Below are 15,801 nucleotides of genomic sequence, written 5' to 3'. Positions count from 1 at the left end.
CGGCCCTCCTCGGCCCGTTCTTTCCATGGGCCGACGCGCGTACCGCGGACCGGCCCACCCCGAAACACGGACGGCACGCGGGAAAAGTTCCGCGTGACGCCACACCCGCATTCTTGTTGCCGTTACCGGTTCGTGTCACTCGCCTGTGGACAACTGCCTTCGCTTTGTCGGGTCTTACGACCTTTTGGGCGGTCCGAGGGGCGAACTTTTCGAAGTTTCGGGGCGGGCGGGTGCGTCAGGCGGGGTCGATCTCGCGCAGCAGTCCCGACTTCACGTCGAACACGAAGCCGCGCACATCATCAGTGTGCAGCAGGAACGGCGAGGTGCGCACACGCTGCATGGACTGCCGTACGTCCTGCTCCACGTCCCGGAAGGCCTCCACCGCCCAGGCGGGGCGCTGGCCGACCTCCATCTCCAGGTCGTGCCGGAACTCCTCGGTGAGGGACTCCAGGCCGCAGCCGGTGTGGTGGATGAGCACGACGCTGCGGGTGCCGAGCGCCCGCTGGCTGATGGTGAGGGAGCGGATGACGTCGTCGGTGACCACACCGCCCGCGTTGCGGATGGTGTGGCAGTCGCCGAGCTGGAGGCCGAGCGCCTTGTGCAGGTCGAGACGGGCGTCCATGCAGGCCACGACGGCCACCTGGAGGACGGGGTGGGCGTCCATCCCGGGATCGGTGAACGCGGCGGCGTACTGGGCGTTGGCGTCGACAAGGCGGTCCGTCACGGTCCCGCCGTGGGCTATGGCGCCTTCGGACTCTGTGGGTACGGATGCGGAGGTCGTCATACCTATGACGGTACTGGTCACCGGCGGTGCGGTCTTGGTGTGAGATGGGAAAAAGAGCGTCATCGTGTCCTCTTGTGAGGTAACCCACACGGGTGGCGGGGGTGCACCCGCGTGGGTGATTCTTCCCGTTTTGAGGCTTCGCACGCGCCCCGGCCCGCGACGCGCAGGCCGGTTGATTGACCGTGAGACAGCGTGGACTAAAGTTGCGCGAAGCGGGAGGCGAGGCCTCCCTGCTGGACTTTTCCCGGAGACCCCGGCGACCTTCCGGATTCTCCCCACGTGCGCGGCGCGTACGTACGGCTCGGCCTCCTCCCGCTCCCGGTCGGCTGACGCTTCCGGCGCCGGCAGGCCTTCCCCTTCCTGAGCGGGCGGGGACCCGGCGGTGCGTACGGGCCCGCCGGACCTGAGAGGGCCCCTTGAGCAACAGTCGACACGTCCCGGTGATGCTCCAGCGGTGCCTGGACCTGTTGGCACCCGCCCTGGAGCGGCCGGGAGCTGTCGTCGTCGACTGCACCCTCGGCCTCGGCGGGCACAGCGAGGCACTGCTCGCCCGCTTCCCCGAGGCCCGCCTCGTCGCCCTCGACCGCGACAAGGAGGCCCTGCGCCTCTCCGGCGAACGCCTCGCCCCCTTCGGGGAGCGCGCCACCCTCGTGCACGCCGTCTACGACGAGCTGCCCGAGGTCCTGGAGCGGCTCGGCCTCGCGCGCGTGGAGGGCGTTCTCTTCGACCTCGGTGTCTCCTCCATGCAGCTGGACGAGGCCGACCGCGGCTTCGCCTACGCCCAGGACGCGCCCCTGGACATGCGCATGGACCAGACGACCGGCATCAGCGCCGCCGAGGTCCTCAACACCTACCCGGCGGGCGAACTCGTCCGCATCCTGCGGGCGTACGGCGAGGAGAAGCAGGCCAAGCGGATCGTGTCCGCGGTCGTCCGCGAGCGCGACAAGGAGCCGTTCAGCAACAGCGCGCGGCTCGTCGAGCTGATCCGCGACTCGCTGCCGCAGGCCGCCAAGCGCACCGGCGGCAACCCCGCCAAGCGCACCTTCCAGGCGCTGCGCATCGAGGTCAACGGCGAACTGTCCGTCCTGGAGAGGGCGATTCCCGCGGCCGTGAAGTCCCTTGCCGTGGGCGGCCGGATCGCCGTCCTGTCGTACCACTCGCTCGAAGACCGCCTGGTGAAGCAGGTGTTCGCGGCCGGCGCCGCCAATACCGCGCCTCCTGGACTGCCGGTGGTGCCCGAGCAGTACCAGCCCCGGCTCAAGCTCCTGACGCGCGGTGCCGAACTTCCCACCGAGGAAGAGGTCGCCGAGAACCGGCGGGCGGCACCCGCGCGGCTGCGGGGGGCCGAGCGCATCAGGGAGGACATCGGGTGAGTACGTACCAAGTGAGTGCGGGGTGCGTGAGTGAGTAGGAAACCCGAACTGAGGGGCAGGGCCGCCCGGCTCGCGCGGCTCTTCCCGACCGGCCCAGGACAGGCGGCCCGTACCCCGTTCGTCCTCCTTGTCGTGCTCCTCCTCGGCGGCGGCCTGATCGGACTGCTGGTGCTGAACTCCGCACTCAGCGAAGGGCAGTTCAAGCTGGACGACCTCCAGAAGCAGACCAAGAGCCTCACCGACGAGGAACAGGCCCTCCAGCGGGACGTCGACGCCTACTCCGCCCCCGACGCCCTCCAGCGCCGCGCACACGAACTCGGCATGGTGCCCGGGGGAGACCCCGCCTTCCTCGACCCGAACGGCACCGTGAAGGGTGTCCCGGAGCAGGCCGCCGAGAAGACCTCGGCGGACGCACCGGTGGTCCTCGCCCCGGAGGCGCTCATCAGCAGGCCGAGCCCGAGCCCGACCCCCGCGCCCGGCGCGGCGGCACCCGTGGCCACCCCCACCCCGGCCCGGTCCGTACCGCCCGTGCGGTCCACGGCAGTTCAGTCCTCCACCCCGACTACACCCGGCAGGTGACGGAAGTGTCCGACAGGGAACCGCCGCGCCGCCGAGTGCCCGGACCGGCCAGGCCCGAACGGCCCGATGCCCGGCGCCGCCCCGGCCCCGGCGCCCGCCCGGCCCGCCGCCCGGCGCCGGCCCCGCCCGCCGCCCGCCCGGGAGGCCCGCGCTCCCTCCGGCTCGGCAGCCCCCGCCCCCGGCTGCGGATGATCAGCCTCGCGCTGACCCTCGTCCTGATCGCCTTCGTCGTACGGCTGCTCCAGGTGCAGGCAGTCGACGCGAGCGCGTACGCCGCCAAGGCCGCGCAGAACCGGTACGTCGACTACGTCCTGGCCGCCGAGCGCGGCGAGATCACCGACCGCTCCGGGGTGGCCCTCGCGACCAGCGTGGACGCGTACACGATCACCGCCGACCCGACGCTCTTCACCCGCAAGCAGCTGAAGATCGACGACGGGCCGGAGCAGGCGGCCGCCCTGCTCGCCCCGATCCTCGGCGTGGACCAGGACTCGATCGTCAAGAAGCTCAGGCCCGCGAACAAGAACCTGCGCTACGTGGTGCTCGCCAACCGGCAGACCCCGCAGGTCTGGAAGCAGATCAAGGACCTGAAGAGCGCGCTCACCACCAAGTCCGGAACCGACCCGACCACGGTCAACGTCCTTGCCGGTGTCCTCGCCGTCCCCACCACCAAGCGCGTGTACCCGAACGGTGATCTCGCCGCCGGGATACTGGGCTGGGTCAACGCCGACGGCAAGGGCGGCGGCGGGGTCGAGCAGCAGCTGAACAAGGACCTGACCGGCAAGGACGGCAAGGTCCGCTACGCCCAGTCCGGCGGCCTCCAGGTGCCCACCGCGGGCTCCACCGAGACGCCGGCGGTGCCCGGTTCCGACGTCGAGCTGACGATCGACCGCGACATCCAGTGGGCCGCCCAGAACGCCATCACGGAGCAGGTGAAGAAGTCCAAGGCGGACCGCGGGTACGTGATAGTGCAGGACACCCGCACCGGAGAGATCCTCGCCATGGCCAACGCGCCCGGCTTCGACCCGAACGACCTCGCCCAGGCCAACGCGGCCTCCCTGGGCAACGCGGCCCTCCAGGACGCCTACGAGCCCGGTTCCACCGCCAAGGTCATGACGATGGCCGCCGTACTCCAGGAGAACGTGGCCACCCCGCTGACGCACGTCGTCGTGCCGAACCGGCTGCACCGGGGCGACCGCCTCTTCCAGGACGACGTCGACCACGCGACCTGGAACCTCACGCTCAACGGCGTCCTCGCCAAGTCCAGCAACATCGGCACCATCGAGGCGGCCGGCCAGCTCGGCAAGACGCAGGCGCAGGCCAACGAGGTCCTCTTCTCGTATCTGCACAAGTTCGGCATCGGCACCTACAGCGGGCTCGACTTCCCCGGCGAGACCAAGGGCATCCTCGCGACCCCGGACAAGTGGTCGACCTCGCAGCAGTACACGATTCCTTTCGGCCAGGGCATGTCCCTCAACGCGCTCCAGGCGGCCTCCGTCTACTCGACGGTCGCCAACGGCGGAGTCCGCGTCGAGCCCACCCTGGTGCGCGGCACGAAGGGCCCCGACGGCCGCTTCACACCGGCCGCCACGCCCAAGAAGACCCGGGTCATCAGTGCGAAGACGGCGAAGACCCTCGCCCAGATGCTGGAGTCCGTGGTGGACGACGAGCAGGGCACGGGCGGTAAGGCCGCGATTCCGGGGTACCGGGTCGCGGGCAAGACCGGCACCGCCAACCGCGTGGATCCGGCCACCGGCAAGTACAAGGGCTACACCTCGTCGTTCGCCGGGTTCGCGCCCGCCGACAACCCCCGCATCACCGTCTACTGCGCGATCCAGAACGCCACCAGCGGAAGCTACTTCGGCGGTCAGATCTGCGGACCGATCTACAAGCAGGTGATGGAGTTCGCCCTCAAGACCCTCCAGGTCCCGCCCACCGGGGCGAAGGCCGCGAACCTGCCCGTGACCTTCACTCCCTGATCAGCGCAACAGCCAGGAACCGATCCGTGACCATGATCACCTCCCACTCCGGGAACCAGGACGAGCCCCGCCCCTCGCTTCGCTCCGAGGCGGGTGCGCCCGGTACGCTCACCGCCGTGCCACCCGCCGATCAGTCCCAAACCCCCCAGAAGGGCGCATCCGTGACATACCCGGGGCCGCCCAGGCCGGCGCAGCTCTCCGCCACACCCCTCGCGGAACTCGCCGACCAACTGGGCACCGCCGAGCCGGTGTCGACCGCCGAGGTCACGGGCATCACCCATGACTCGCGCGCCGTCCGCCCCGGCGACCTGTACGCCGCCCTGCCCGGCGCCCGCCTGCACGGCGCCGACTTCGTCACCCAGGCCGCAGGCCTCGGCGCCGTAGCCGTCCTCACGGACCCGGCAGGCGCCGACCGCGCGACCGCGACCGGCCTGCCGGTGCTGGTCGTGGCCGATCCGCGCGGGCAGATGGGCGAGCTGGCGGCCACCATCTACGGCCACCCCGGCCGCGACCTGCTCCAGATCGGCATCACCGGAACCTCCGGGAAGACGACCACCGCCTACCTCGTAGAGGGCGGGCTGAAAACGGTCCGGTCCACCGGTCTGATCGGCACGGTCGAGACCCGCATCGGCGACGAGCGCATGAAGTCGGAGCGCACGACCCCCGAAGCCACCGATCTCCAGGCCCTGTTCGCGGTCATGCGCGAGCGCGGGGTCGACGCGGTCGCCATGGAGGTCTCCAGCCACGCGCTGGTCCTCGGCCGGGTCGACGCCTGCGTCTTCGACATCGCGGTCTTCACCAACCTCAGCCCGGAGCACATGGAGTTCCACTCCGGCATGGAGGACTACTTCCAGGCCAAGGCGCAGTTGTTCACGCCGCTGCGCAGCAGGCAGGGAGTAGTCAACCTTGACGACGAGTACGGCCGCAGGCTCGCGGCCGAGGCCACGGTCCCCGTGATCACCTACTCCGCGGAGGGCCACCCGGACGCCGACTGGCGCGCCCAGGACGTCGAAATCGGCCCCATGGACTCGACGTTCACCGCGGTCGGCCCCAAGGGCGAGCTGATCACCGCTCGTTCGCCGCTGGCCGGCTCCTTCAACGTGGCCAACACCCTCGCCGCGATCGCCGCCCTGGCCACCGCGGGCCTCGACCCGCAGCTCGCCGCCGACGGCATCGCCGCCGTGCCGGGCGTGCCGGGGCGTCTGGAGCGCGTGGACGCCGGGCAGCCGTATCTCGCGGTCGTCGACTACGCCCACAAGACGGACGCCGTCGAATCGGTCCTGCGCGCGCTGCGCAAGGTCACCGAGGGCAAGGTGCACGTCGTGCTCGGCTGCGGCGGGGACCGGGACAGGACGAAACGTGAGCCCATGGGTGCCGCCGTGGCCCGGCTCGCCGACACCGCCGTACTGACGTCGGACAACCCCCGCTCCGAGGACCCCCTCGCGATCCTCGCGACCATGCTCCAGGGCGCGGCGTCCGTGCCGGCGCACGAGCGCGGCGAGGTCCAGGTCTTCGAGGACCGGGCCGCCGCCATCGCCGCCGCCGTCGCCCGCGCGCGGCCGGGGGACACCGTGCTGGTCGCGGGCAAGGGCCACGAGCAGGGCCAGGACATCGCCGGAGTGGTCCGTCCCTTCGACGACCGCCAGGTGCTTCGCGAAGCTATCCAGAAGACCCAGGGATGAACTTGTGATCGCCCTCTCCCTCGCCGAGATCGCAGCAGTCGTCGGCGGGCAGACGCACGACATACCGGATCCGTCCGTCCAGGTCACCGGCCCGGTGGTCCGCGACTCCAGGGAAGTGCAACCAGGCAGCCTCTTCGTCGCCTTCGTCGGCGAGCGCGTCGACGGCCACGACTTCGCACAGGCGGTCGTCGAGGCGGGCGCGGTGGCCCTCCTGGCCTCCCGCCCGGTCGGCGTGCCCGCGATCGTCGTGGACGACGTCCAGAGCGCCCTGGGCGCCCTCGCCCGCCATGTCGTACGACGGCTCGGCGCGACCCTCGTCGCCCTCACCGGCTCGGCGGGCAAGACCAGCACCAAGGACCTCATCGCCCAGGTGCTCGCCCGCAAGGCGCCCACGGTGTTCACACCGGGATCGTTGAACAATGAGATCGGGCTGCCGCTGACCGCGCTGAGCGCCACCGACGAGACGAGGTTCCTCGTCCTGGAGATGGGCGCCCGCGGGATCGGTCACATCCGCTACCTCACGGATCTGACGCCCCCGCAGATCGGCCTCGTCCTCAACGTCGGCACCGCCCACATCGGGGAGTTCGGCGGCCGGGAGCAGATCGCGCAGGCAAAGGGTGAACTCGTGGAGGCGCTCCCTTCAGTTGAAGACGGCGGTGTCGCGGTCCTCAACGCCGACGATCCGCTCGTACGGGCCATGGCATCCCGTACGAAGGCGAAGGTGATCCTTTTCGGAGAGTCCGGCGAAGCGGACGTACGGGCCGAGAACGTGAGACTCACGGACAGCGGACAGCCCGCCTTCAGCCTTCACACACCCTCCGGGTGCAGCGAAGTGACCATGCGCCTGTACGGTGAGCACCACGTGTCGAACGCGCTCGCCGCGGCCGCCGTCGCCCATGAGCTGGGCATGTCCGCAGACGAGATCGCCACCGCGCTCTCCGAGGCGGGCTCCCTCTCCCGCTGGCGGATGGAGGTCACCGAGCGACCGGACGGCGTGACCATCGTCAACGACGCCTACAACGCGAACCCCGAGTCCATGCGAGCCGCCTTGCGCGCGCTCGCGGCCATGGGCAAGGGGCGGCGGACCTGGGCGGTGCTCGGCAAGATGGCCGAGCTCGGGGACGAGGCGCTCGCCGAGCACGACGCGGTCGGACGGCTCGCCGTCCGGCTCAATGTCGGCAAGCTCGTCGCGGTCGGGGGCAGGGAAGCGTCCTGGCTGCAACTGGGCGCATATAACGAGGGTTCGTGGGGTGAGGAGTCGGTGCACGTGTCCGACGCACAGGCGGCGGTCGACCTGTTGCGCAGCGAGTTGCGCCCGGGAGACGTCGTTCTCGTGAAGGCGTCCCGGTCGGTCGGTCTGGAGAGCGTGGCGCAGGCGCTCGTCGAGGCCGGTACCGAGGGTGAGGTTGCCGCCCGATGATGAAGCAGATCCTGTTCTCAGGAGTCATCGGCCTGTTCCTGACCCTGGTGGGCACCCCGCTGCTGATCAAGCTGCTGGCCCGCAAGGGCTACGGCCAGTACATCCGCGACGACGGCCCGCGCGAGCACGCCAGCAAGCGCGGTACGCCGACGATGGGCGGTATCGCCTTCATCTTCGCGACGGTCGCCGCGTACTTCCTGTCCAAGGTCATCACCGGTTACGCGCCGACCTATTCGGGTCTGCTGGTGCTCGGTCTGATGGTCGGGATGGGCCTGGTCGGCTTCCTCGACGACTACATCAAGATCGTCAAGCGGCGTTCGCTGGGCCTGCGGGCCAAGGCGAAGATGGCCGGCCAGCTGATCGTCGGCATCAGCTTCGCGGTGCTCGCCCTGCAGTTCCAGGACGCCCGCGGCAACACCCCGGCCTCCACGAAGCTGTCGTTCATCACGGACTTCGGCTGGAAGATCGGCCCGATCCTGTTCGTGATCTGGGCGCTGTTCATGATCCTCGCGATGTCGAACGGCGTGAACCTGACGGACGGTCTGGACGGCCTCGCCACCGGCGCCTCGGTGCTGGTCTTCGGCGCCTACACCTTCATCGGTGTCTGGCAGTTCCAGGAGTCCTGCGCCAACGCGCAGACCCTGACCAACCCGAACGCCTGCTACGAGGTGCGCGATCCGCTCGACCTCGCTGTCATCGCCTCCGCGCTGATGGGCGCCTGCCTGGGCTTCCTGTGGTGGAACACCTCGCCGGCCAAGATCTTCATGGGGGACACCGGTTCGCTGGCCCTCGGCGGTGTCCTCACGGGTCTGGCGATCCTCTCCCGCACCGAGCTGCTCGTCGCCATCATGGGTGGCCTCTTCGTCCTCATCACCATGTCGGTGGTCATCCAGGTCGGCTCCTTCAAGCTCACCGGCAAGCGGGTCTTCCGAATGGCCCCGCTCCAGCACCACTTCGAACTCAAGGGCTGGTCCGAAGTGCTCGTGGTGGTCCGTTTCTGGATCATCCAGGGCATCTGCGTGATCGTCGGCCTGGGCCTCTTCTACGCGGGATGGGCAGCGGAAAAGTGACCGAAGGGCAGGGGCTCTCCTGGGAGGGCAAGCACGTCACCGTCGCCGGACTCGGAGTCTCCGGGATCCCGGCCGCCAAGGTCCTGCACGGCCTCGGCGCGCTCGTCACGGTCGTCAACGACGGCGACGACGAGCGCTCCCGGGCCCAGGCGGCCGACCTGGAGGCGCTCGGCATCACCGTCCGCCTCGGCGACGGAGCGACCCTGCCCGAGGGCACCGAACTGATCGTCACCACCCCCGGCTGGCAGCCCGACAAGCCGCTGTTCACGGCGGCGCGTGCAGCGGGCGTCCCGATCTGGGGCGACGTGGAGCTGGCCTGGCGCCTGCGCGGCCCCGACGCGGCCCCCTGGCTCGCCGTCACCGGCACCAACGGCAAGACCACCACCGTCCAGATGCTCGCCTCCATCCTGAAGGCGGGCGGCCTGCGCACGGCCGCCGTCGGCAACATCGGCGTCTCGGTCCTGGACGCCGTACTCGGGGACGAGGAATACGACGTCCTCGCCGTCGAACTGTCGAGCTATCAGCTCCACTGGGCGCCTTCGGTGCGCGCCCACTCCGCCGCCGTTCTCAATCTGGCGCCCGATCACCTCGACTGGCACGGCTCGATGGAGGCGTACGCCGCCGACAAGGGCCGTATCTACGAAGGCAATCGGGTCGCCTGCGTCTACAACGTCGCCGACAAGGCCACCGAGGACCTGGTCCGCGAGGCCGACGTCGAGGAGGGCTGCCGGGCGATCGGGTTCACGCTGGGCAGCCCCGGACCGTCCCAACTCGGCGTCGTGGACGGCATCCTGGTCGACCGCGCCTTCGTCGAGGACCGGCAGCGCAACGCGCAGGAACTCGCCGAGGTCTCGGACGTCAACCCGCCCGCCCCGCACAACATCGCCAACGCCCTTGCCGCCGCCGCCCTCGCGCGCGCCTTCGGGGTGCCCGCCAAGGCCGTACGGGACGGGCTGCGGGCCTTCACGCCCGACGCGCACCGCATCGCGCACGTCGCCGATGTGGACGGTGTCGCGTACATCGACGACTCCAAGGCCACCAACACCCATGCGGCGGAAGCCTCGTTGGCGGCCTACGAGTCCATCGTGTGGATCGCGGGCGGACTCGCCAAGGGCGCCACCTTCGACGAACTCGTCGCCAAGTCGGCAAAGCGACTTCGGGGCGTGGTGCTGATCGGCGCCGATCGTGCGCTCATCCGGGAAGCCCTGGCGCGACACGCCCCGGAAGTACCCGTCGTCGACCTCGCCCGGACCGACACTGGGGCGATGCTCGCGGCTGTCCAGGAGGCACAGCGGCTCGCCGCCGCCGGCGACACGGTGCTGCTCGCCCCGGCCTGCGCCTCCATGGACATGTTCGCCAACTACAACAAGCGCGGTGACGCGTTCGCCCAGGCGGTTCGCGAACTCGGCGCCTGACCGACGTGAGCGGAGGCGCTGATGCCCAGTAGCCGTACCGGCCGGCCGCCCGTGCAGCAGCGGACCCCCAGACGTCCCGCAGCCGCACGGACCGTACGGGACAACCCCGTACGCCGGCTGTACGCCAACGCGCGACGGGCCTGGGACCGGCCGCTGACCGCCTACTACCTGATCGCCGGCGGCAGTGTGCTGATCACCGTGCTCGGTCTGGTGATGGTCTACTCGGCCTCCCAGATCACGGCGCTCCAACTGTCGCTGCCCGGCTCGTATTTCTTCCGCAAACAGTTTCTCGCCGCCTGCATCGGCGGGGTGCTGGCGCTGGCCGCCTCGCGGATGCCGGTCAAACTGCACCGGGCGCTGGCCTATCCGATCCTCGCGGGCGCCGTCTTCATGATGGCGCTGGTGCAGTTGCCGGGGATAGGGATGTCGGTCAACGGCAACCGCAACTGGATCTCGCTCGGCGGCTCCTTCCAGATCCAGCCCAGCGAGTTCGGCAAACTCGCCCTCGTCCTGTGGGGCGCCGATCTGCTCGCCCGCAAGCAGGACAAGGCGATGCTGTCCCAGTGGAAGCACATGCTGGTGCCGCTGGTGCCGGTCGCCTTCATGCTGCTCGGACTGATCATGCTCGGCGGCGACATGGGTACGGCGATCATCCTCACCGCGATCCTGTTCGGCCTGCTCTGGCTGGCCGGAGCGCCGACCCGGCTGTTCGCCGGCGTGCTGTCGATCGCGGGCGTGATCGGTGTGATCCTCATCAAGACCAGCCCCAACCGGATGGCCCGGCTCGCCTGCATCGGCGCCACCGAGCCCAAGACCGGGGTCGCCGACTGCTGGCAGGCCGTGCACGGGATCTACGCGCTGGCGTCGGGCGGGATCTTCGGCTCCGGACTCGGCGCGAGTGTGGAGAAATGGGGTCAACTCCCCGAAGCCCACACCGACTTCATCTTCGCCGTCACCGGTGAGGAACTGGGCCTGGCGGGCACGCTGTCGGTCCTCGCCCTCTTCGCGGCTCTAGGCTATGCGGGTATCCGCGTGGCCGGACGCACGGAGGACCCCTTCGTGAGGTATGCCGCGGGAGGCGTGACCACCTGGATCACCGCTCAGGCGGTGATCAACATCGGTGCGGTGCTCGGCCTGCTGCCGATCGCCGGCGTCCCGCTCCCGCTGTTCTCCTACGGGGGTTCCGCCCTGCTGCCGACCATGTTCGCCATCGGGTTGCTGATCGCCTTCGCGCGCGACGACCCCGCTGCGCGGGCGGCGCTTGCGATGCGGCAACCCCGCTTTGGTAGAAAACGGGGGGCCAGGGGACCCGGTTCCGGCCGGAGTCCCCGCAGATGGAACACGATGCGACGGCGTGCCTCGGCGGCGCGTTCGTCCGGAGAGCGGTGAATTTCGGTGCATGTCGTACTCGCCGGTGGGGGGACCGCCGGCCACATCGAGCCCGCGCTCGCCCTCGCGGACGCCCTGCGCAGGCAGGACCCCACCGTGGGGATCACGGCGCTGGGCACGGAACGCGGCCTTGAGACCCGCCTCGTACCCGAGCGGGGCTACGAACTCGCGCTGATCCCCGCCGTACCGCTGCCCCGCAAGCCCACCCCGGAACTGATCACCGTGCCGGGCCGGCTGCGCGGCACGATCAAGGCCGCCGAGCAGATCCTGGAGCGCACCAAGGCGGACGCGGTCGTCGGCTTCGGCGGCTATGTGGCGCTGCCCGGCTACCTCGCCGCCAAGCGCCTCGGGGTGCCGATCGTGATCCACGAGGCCAACGCCAGGCCCGGGTTGGCCAACAAGATCGGCTCGCGCTACGCGGCCCAGGTCGCCGTCTCCACCCCGGACAGCAAGCTGCGGGGCGCCCGTTACATCGGCATCCCGCTGCGCCGCTCCATCGCCCTCCTGGACCGCGCGGCCGTACGGCCCCAGGCCCGGGCCGCGTTCGGCCTCGACCCGAACCTGCCGACGCTGCTGGTCTCCGGCGGCTCGCAGGGCGCCCGGCACCTCAACGAGGTGGTCGAGCGGGTCGCGCCCTACCTCCAACAGGCCGGAATTCAGATCCTGCACGCGGTCGGCCCGAAGAACGAACTGCCGCAGGTGCACCAGATGCCGGGGATGCCCCCCTACATCCCGGTACCGTACGTGGACCGGATGGACCTCGCGTACGCCGCGGCCGACATGATGCTCTGCCGCGCGGGCGCGATGACCGTCGCCGAACTCTCCGCCGTCGGACTCCCGGCCGCCTACGTCCCGCTGCCCATCGGCAACGGCGAACAGCGGCTGAACGCCCAGCCGGTGGTCAAAGCCGGCGGCGGACTCCTGGTCGACGACGCGGAACTGACGCCCGAGTGGGTCCAGGGCAACGTCCTGCCCGTGCTCGCCGATCCGCACCGGCTGTACGAGATGTCGCGCGCGGCAAGCGAGTTCGGCCGCCGGGACGCCGACGACCTGCTCGTCGGCATGGTGTACGAGGCGATCGCCTCGCGGCACCGCTAGCCCTATGTGAGAGAGGCAGGGGATCGTGGCCGGACCGACGACCGCCGAGCGCGGTGAACGCCAACAGGAGTCGTCCGGCCCGCCCCTTGTCCGGCGCCTGGGGCCGCGACGCCTTCGTCTGATTGTCGTACTCGCCCTCGCCGCAGTCCTGTTGGGCGCCGCCACGGTCTGGCTGCTCTACGGCTCCCAGTGGCTGCGGGTGGAGAAGGTGTCGGTCTCCGGGACCGAGGTTCTGACGCCGGAGCAGGTGCGCGAAGCCGCCGGAGTTCCGGTCGGCGGACCGCTCATTTCCGTCGACACCGATGCGATCGAGGCCCGACTCCGCAGGAAATTGCCCCGAATTGACACTGTTGAGGTAGTCCGTTCCTGGCCTCATGGAATCGGGCTGAAAGTGACCGAACGCAGCCCGGTCCTGGTCGTGAAAAAGGGCGGAAACTTCGTCGAAGTGGACGGCGAGGGCGTCCGATTCGCCACCGTTTCCACGCCGCCGAAGTCCGTCCCCACCCTCGAATTGGCGCTCTCTCCCACGGCTTCCTCCGCCGTCGGCCTGCGCCGTTTCGGCGAGGACCGACTCGTCCGCGAGGCGGTGCGCGTAGCGGGTGACATTCCGGCCGCCGTCGCGCGCGACACACAGGTCGTCAAGGTCCGTTCCTACGACGACATCTCACTGGAGTTGAGCGGCGGCCGGACCGTCTCCTGGGGAAGCGGCGACAAGGGCGCGGCGAAGGCGCGTACGCTCACCGCTCTCATGAAAGCAGCTTCCGGAGCCCGGCACTTCGACGTAAGTGTTCCCACCGCCCCTGCGTCAGCCGGGAGTTGACGCACATTCGCGCAGGCCAGCACCCTGGTTGGGCAGCGCTACGGCTGATCACATAGGGTGAAAAGAAAAACGGGAGGTTCGGCGTGTTCGTTGAACGTGCGCCACTTGTCGACTTAGTGTCCTGTTCAGAAGACTTCAAGGAACGGACACACTGGTAACCCTAAACTTCAACGTTAGGGTTCGGGTCGGCGCTACGGACCGTCCCATTCGGCATCCGTCGTCGGATCGTGGAACACCGCGATCGACGACACGTAACTCGAGGCGAGAGGCCTTCGACGTGGCAGCACCGCAGAACTACCTCGCAGTCATCAAAGTCATCGGTGTCGGCGGCGGTGGTGTCAATGCCATCAACCGGATGATCGAGGTCGGTCTCAAGGGCGTCGAGTTCATCGCCATCAACACCGACGCGCAGGCGCTGTTGATGAGCGACGCCGACGTCAAACTCGACGTCGGCCGCGAACTCACCCGCGGACTCGGCGCCGGCGCCAACCCGGCCGTCGGCCGCAAGGCCGCCGAGGATCACCGCGAGGAGATCGAGGAGGTCCTCAAGGGGGCCGACATGGTCTTCGTGACGGCCGGCGAGGGCGGCGGCACCGGCACCGGCGGCGCCCCCGTCGTGGCCAACATCGCCCGCTCCCTCGGCGCCCTCACCATCGGCGTGGTCACCCGCCCCTTCACCTTCGAAGGACGGCGCCGGGCCAACCAGGCGGAGGACGGCATCGCCGAACTCCGTGAAGAGGTCGACACCCTCATCGTCATCCCGAACGACCGGCTGCTGTCCATCTCGGACCGCCAGGTCTCGGTCCTCGACGCCTTCAAGTCGGCGGACCAGGTCCTGCTCTCCGGCGTCCAGGGCATCACCGACCTGATCACCACGCCCGGCCTGATCAACCTCGACTTCGCCGACGTCAAGTCCGTGATGTCCGAGGCCGGTTCGGCCCTTATGGGCATCGGCTCGGCCCGCGGCGACGACCGCGCGGTGGCGGCGGCCGAGATGGCGATCTCCTCGCCGCTCCTCGAGGCCTCCATCGACGGCGCCCGCGGCGTCCTGCTCTCCATCTCCGGCGGCTCCGACCTCGGCCTGTTCGAGATCAACGAAGCGGCCCAACTGGTCAGCGAGGCCGCCCACCCCGAGGCCAACATCATCTTCGGCGCGGTCATCGACGACGCCCTCGGCGACGAGGTCCGGGTCACCGTGATCGCGGCCGGCTTCGACGGCGGCCAGCCGCCGACCCGCCGCGAGTCCACGATGGGTTCGTCCTCGGCCCGCCGCGACGAGCCGACTCCGGTACGGCAGAACGAGAGCCGTCCGTCCTTCGGCTCGCTCGGCAGCGTCAAGCCGAAGGAGGAGCCGGAGCCCGCCCAGGAGCCGGTCGCCGACCTCCCGGTCGCCCCGCCGGTCCCGCCGTCGCGGACCTACTCGGACAGTGCCGCCGAGGAGCTGGACGTACCGGACTTCCTGAAGTGATAGGACAGTTCGACACCGTGAGCGGCGCGCACTTCGCCTTCACCGACAGGTGGGGCGGGGTGAGCGCCGTTCCGTACGAGGAGCTCAACCTCGGCGGCGCGGTCGGCGACGACCCCGACACGGTACGTACCAATCGCGAACTGGCCGCCAAGTCACTGGGGTTGGACCCGGAGCTGGTGGTCTGGATGAACCAGGTGCACGGCGCGGACGTGGCGGTCGTCGACGGGCCCTGGGGTGCCGCCGACATCCCCTCCGTGGACGCGCTCGTCACCGCCCGGCGCGGCCTCGCCCTCGCGGTCCTGACCGCCGACTGCACGCCGGTCCTGCTCGCCGACCCGGTCGCCGGGATCGCGGGCGCGGCCCACGCCGGACGCCCGGGCATGGTGGCAGGGGTCGTACCCGCCGTCGTACGGGCCATGACGGAACTCGGCGCCGATCCCGCCCGGATCCTCGCCCGCACCGGACCCGCCGTCTGCGGCCGGTGCTACGAAGTGCCCGCGGACATGCGCGCCGATGTCGCCGCCGTGGAACCCGCGGCGTACGCCGAGACGAGCTGGGGCACTCCCGCGGTCGACGTGACCGCCGGGGCGCACGCGCAGCTCGACCGGCTCGGGGTGCGCGACCGGGAGCAGTCTCCGGTGTGCACCCGTGAATCGGGCGACCACTTCTCGTACCGCCGCGACCGCACGACCGGGCGGCTCGCGAGCTATGTGTGGCTGGACTGATC

At 70.1% G+C, this 15,801-nt stretch carries 13 protein-coding genes; 12 read left to right on the top strand and 1 reads right to left on the bottom strand.

Going from position 1 to position 15,801, the window contains the following annotated elements:
- Positions 1-235 precede the first annotated feature (235 nt).
- A complete protein-coding gene (locus SSP08S_RS11615; RefSeq protein WP_019067763.1) occupies positions 236-784 on the bottom strand; it encodes a beta-class carbonic anhydrase in 549 nt (182 codons plus the stop codon).
- A gap of 416 nt (positions 785-1,200) precedes the next feature.
- Between SSP08S_RS11615 and rsmH the strand changes: the two genes are divergently transcribed.
- From rsmH to pgeF, 12 genes are all read left to right on the top strand, one after another.
- On the top strand, positions 1,201-2,157 hold the full coding sequence (gene rsmH / locus SSP08S_RS11610) for a 16S rRNA (cytosine(1402)-N(4))-methyltransferase RsmH (protein WP_078532411.1): 957 nt from the start codon (positions 1,201-1,203) through the stop codon (positions 2,155-2,157).
- A gap of 30 nt (positions 2,158-2,187) precedes the next feature.
- A complete protein-coding gene (ftsL, locus tag SSP08S_RS11605; RefSeq protein ID WP_026178402.1) occupies positions 2,188-2,736 on the top strand; it encodes a cell division protein FtsL in 549 nt (182 codons plus the stop codon).
- A gap of 5 nt (positions 2,737-2,741) precedes the next feature.
- A complete protein-coding gene (locus SSP08S_RS11600) occupies positions 2,742-4,712 on the top strand; it encodes a peptidoglycan D,D-transpeptidase FtsI family protein (protein WP_281176142.1) in 1,971 nt (656 codons plus the stop codon).
- Between the two features lie 161 nt (positions 4,713-4,873).
- Positions 4,874-6,394: a UDP-N-acetylmuramoyl-L-alanyl-D-glutamate--2,6-diaminopimelate ligase gene (locus SSP08S_RS11595; protein ID WP_026178400.1), complete on the top strand. Its 1,521-nt coding sequence runs from the start codon at positions 4,874-4,876 to the stop codon at positions 6,392-6,394.
- 4 nt (positions 6,395-6,398) lie between these two features.
- Positions 6,399-7,814 carry a UDP-N-acetylmuramoyl-tripeptide--D-alanyl-D-alanine ligase gene (locus tag SSP08S_RS11590; RefSeq protein ID WP_019067758.1) on the top strand — a complete coding sequence of 472 codons (1,416 nt, stop codon included), beginning with the start codon at positions 6,399-6,401 and terminating at the stop codon, positions 7,812-7,814.
- Entirely contained in the window at positions 7,811-8,884 is a 1,074-nt protein-coding gene (mraY, locus tag SSP08S_RS11585; RefSeq protein WP_019067757.1) for a phospho-N-acetylmuramoyl-pentapeptide-transferase, read from the top strand. Before SSP08S_RS11590 ends, mraY begins: the two co-directional genes overlap by 4 nt.
- Entirely contained in the window at positions 8,866-10,299 is a 1,434-nt protein-coding gene (murD, locus tag SSP08S_RS11580) for a UDP-N-acetylmuramoyl-L-alanine--D-glutamate ligase (RefSeq protein WP_051105892.1), read from the top strand. The genes mraY and murD overlap by 19 nt, the downstream gene beginning before the upstream one ends.
- Before the next feature lie 21 nt (positions 10,300-10,320).
- Positions 10,321-11,688, top strand: a complete 1,368-nt coding sequence (gene ftsW / locus SSP08S_RS11575; RefSeq protein WP_019067755.1) for a putative lipid II flippase FtsW — start codon at positions 10,321-10,323, stop codon at positions 11,686-11,688.
- A 6-nt stretch (positions 11,689-11,694) separates the two neighbouring features.
- The gene (murG, locus tag SSP08S_RS11570) at positions 11,695-12,786 is read left to right on the top strand and encodes an undecaprenyldiphospho-muramoylpentapeptide beta-N-acetylglucosaminyltransferase (RefSeq protein WP_019067754.1); all 1,092 of its coding nucleotides are present in this window, start codon (positions 11,695-11,697) and stop codon (positions 12,784-12,786) included.
- Between the two features lie 25 nt (positions 12,787-12,811).
- On the top strand, positions 12,812-13,606 hold the full coding sequence (locus SSP08S_RS11565; protein WP_019067753.1) for a cell division protein FtsQ/DivIB: 795 nt from the start codon (positions 12,812-12,814) through the stop codon (positions 13,604-13,606).
- 277 nt (positions 13,607-13,883) lie between these two features.
- Positions 13,884-15,074, top strand: a complete 1,191-nt coding sequence (gene ftsZ, locus SSP08S_RS11560) for a cell division protein FtsZ (protein WP_019067752.1) — start codon at positions 13,884-13,886, stop codon at positions 15,072-15,074.
- Positions 15,071-15,799: a peptidoglycan editing factor PgeF gene (pgeF, locus tag SSP08S_RS11555; RefSeq protein WP_019067751.1), complete on the top strand. Its 729-nt coding sequence runs from the start codon at positions 15,071-15,073 to the stop codon at positions 15,797-15,799. Before ftsZ ends, pgeF begins: the two co-directional genes overlap by 4 nt.
- The last annotated feature ends 2 nt before the right edge of the window (positions 15,800-15,801 follow it).

The sequence above is a fragment of the Streptomyces hokutonensis genome, assembly GCF_000376565.1.
GTDB classification, from domain to species: domain Bacteria; phylum Actinomycetota; class Actinomycetes; order Streptomycetales; family Streptomycetaceae; genus Streptomyces; species Streptomyces hokutonensis.
The sequence above is the reverse complement of the archived record's forward strand: the minus strand, read 5'-3'. Positions and strand labels throughout refer to the sequence as shown.